This window comes from Brachyspira pilosicoli, from assembly GCF_019402445.1.
GTDB classification, from domain to species: domain Bacteria; phylum Spirochaetota; class Brachyspiria; order Brachyspirales; family Brachyspiraceae; genus Brachyspira; species Brachyspira pilosicoli_B.
This window is the reverse complement of record NZ_SRZM01000001.1, coordinates 1-2,035: the sequence shown is the minus strand read 5'-3', so window position 1 is coordinate 2,035 and position 2,035 is coordinate 1. Positions and strand designations below refer to the sequence as shown.

2 protein-coding genes and 1 pseudogene are annotated in these 2,035 nt (G+C 27.6%); 2 read left to right on the top strand and 1 reads right to left on the bottom strand.

Going from position 1 to position 2,035, the window contains the following annotated elements; translation table 11 throughout:
- Window positions 1-297: pseudogene (locus E6A48_RS00015) on the bottom strand (hypothetical protein); the annotation flags it as partial.
- 249 nt (window positions 298-546) lie between these two features.
- On the opposite strand from E6A48_RS00015, the gene E6A48_RS00010 reads away from it, so the two are divergent.
- The gene (locus E6A48_RS00010; protein ID WP_219708015.1) at window positions 547-1,527 is read left to right on the top strand and encodes a beta-ketoacyl-ACP synthase III; all 981 of its coding nucleotides are present in this window, start codon (window positions 547-549) and stop codon (window positions 1,525-1,527) included.
- Between the two features lie 10 nt (window positions 1,528-1,537).
- Window positions 1,538-1,951, top strand: a complete 414-nt coding sequence (locus E6A48_RS00005) for a C-GCAxxG-C-C family protein (RefSeq protein WP_219676870.1) — start codon at window positions 1,538-1,540, stop codon at window positions 1,949-1,951.
- Window positions 1,952-2,035: the final 84 nt, after the last annotated feature.

The following is a 2,035-nucleotide window of genomic DNA, read 5'->3' as shown; positions in this document are numbered from 1 at the left end:
AAATACTTTACTATAATATTTTATTCTAAAACCATAACTATAATTTGTTATAGAGTTATTAGTAAAAATATAGTTAGTAATACTAGTTTCATCTAACTTATCTTCTATCTCAAATGATTTTCCAGTTTCTTCTATATTTAATCCATTAATTTGTAAAGTTTTATCTATATTCAAATTAAAATCTGATAAATATCCTACTCTTTCTTTTTTACCTAAAATATTTAATATAATTATTGATATAAATACTATTATAACTAATATTAAATATATGGTAATAGAAAGTTTTTTATTTTTCATGTATTAGTCCTTGAAGAAAATATAATTCATTAAACACAATATTTCTAATTTTGATATAAAATTACATAATATAAAAACTTATAAAATCTTTGTTTCATATAATTTTACCTAATTTTCACGATATTATACTACAATAAAGACTATTGTCAATAAAATATAATATTAAAAAACTATCTTTAATTTTTATTTTAATATATAATCTTTTAATCTATTTTTTAATTTATTAAGAATGAGAGGGTTAAATTATTAATGAAAGCTTGTATAAAAAATTTATCTTCATATTTACCAGAAAATATATTAACAAATTATGATTTAGAAAAAACATTAGATACAAATAATGATTGGATAGTAACTAGAACAGGAATAGAAGAAAGGAGAATAGCAGATAAAAATGAAAGCTCTGCAAATATGGCCATAAAAGCTGTAAAAAAACTAATAGAAAAAAATGAAAATATAAGTGATGCAGATGCTGTAATAGTAGCTACTTCAACAAAATCATATACATTTCCTTCTACAGCTGGACTTATACAAAAAGAATTCAATATAAAAAATTCATGCCTTGCTTTTGATATATCAGCGGCTTGTTCTGGATACATATATGCACTTAATACTGCAGCTTCACTTGTAGAGAGCGGAGAATGTAAGAAGGTTTTAATTGTGGCAACAGAGAAATGCAGCGATATAATAAATTGGGAAGATAGGTCTACTGCAATACTTTTTGGTGACGGAGTTAGTGCGGCTTTGATTGAAGCTAGAGAAGATGATGAAAGCGGAGTAATAATAGCTACAGACATAGGAAGTGAGCCTAATGATGAGATATTGATTGTTAAAGGTGGCGGAAGTGCTGAACCTATCACAGAAAAAAATGTTGAAGATAAACTTAATAGCATAACTATGGAAGGAACAGAGGTTTTTAAGAAAGCGGTTACTACATTTGATGAAACTATAAGAAAGACTGTAAAAAGTGCTAATTTAGAATTAAATGATTTATCGCTTATAATAACACATCAAGCCAATACCAGAATAATGAATGCTGTTGCTAAAAAGTTAGATTTTGATGATAGTAAGTTTTATGTTAATATACAGAAATACGGCAATACATCTGCTGCAAGTGTGGGTATAGCATTTACAGAGGCCTTTGAAAAGAATGCTATAAAAAAAGGCGATTATGTTTTACTTACTGCTTTTGGTGCTGGACTTACTTGGGGCTCTACTTTAATAAAATTTTAAGAAGTGATTTATGACTTTATACGAATATTTATATAATGGATTTGGAAAAGAAGAAGATTTAAATTGTGCAGAGAAAATGCTTTATGGAGCTAATACTGTTTATAATTTAGGTATAGATAAAAGTGATTTAAAACTTGCTGCTGGTTTTGGTGGTGGTATGGGGTTAGGACTTACTTGCGGTATATTAACAGGAGCTATTATGGCTTTTTCTAAGGCTTTTATTATAGAGAGAGGACATGAAAGCACTTTTTTAAAGGAGTTGGAATTTGAGTTTGTCAGTAGGTTTAAAGAATTAACTTCGCATACAGATTGTACGCCTTTGAAAGAAGAATATAGAGACCCTATAGACGGCTGCGATTATATTATATTTGAAGCGGCAAAAATATTTGACGATATAATGCAGAGATATTACAAAAAAGATTAAAGATTTATTATATACTTAAATAATTTTATTTTGATATCTGGGGCTTTGCCCCAGACCCCAGTTCTTTTACCGAGTAGGTACCTT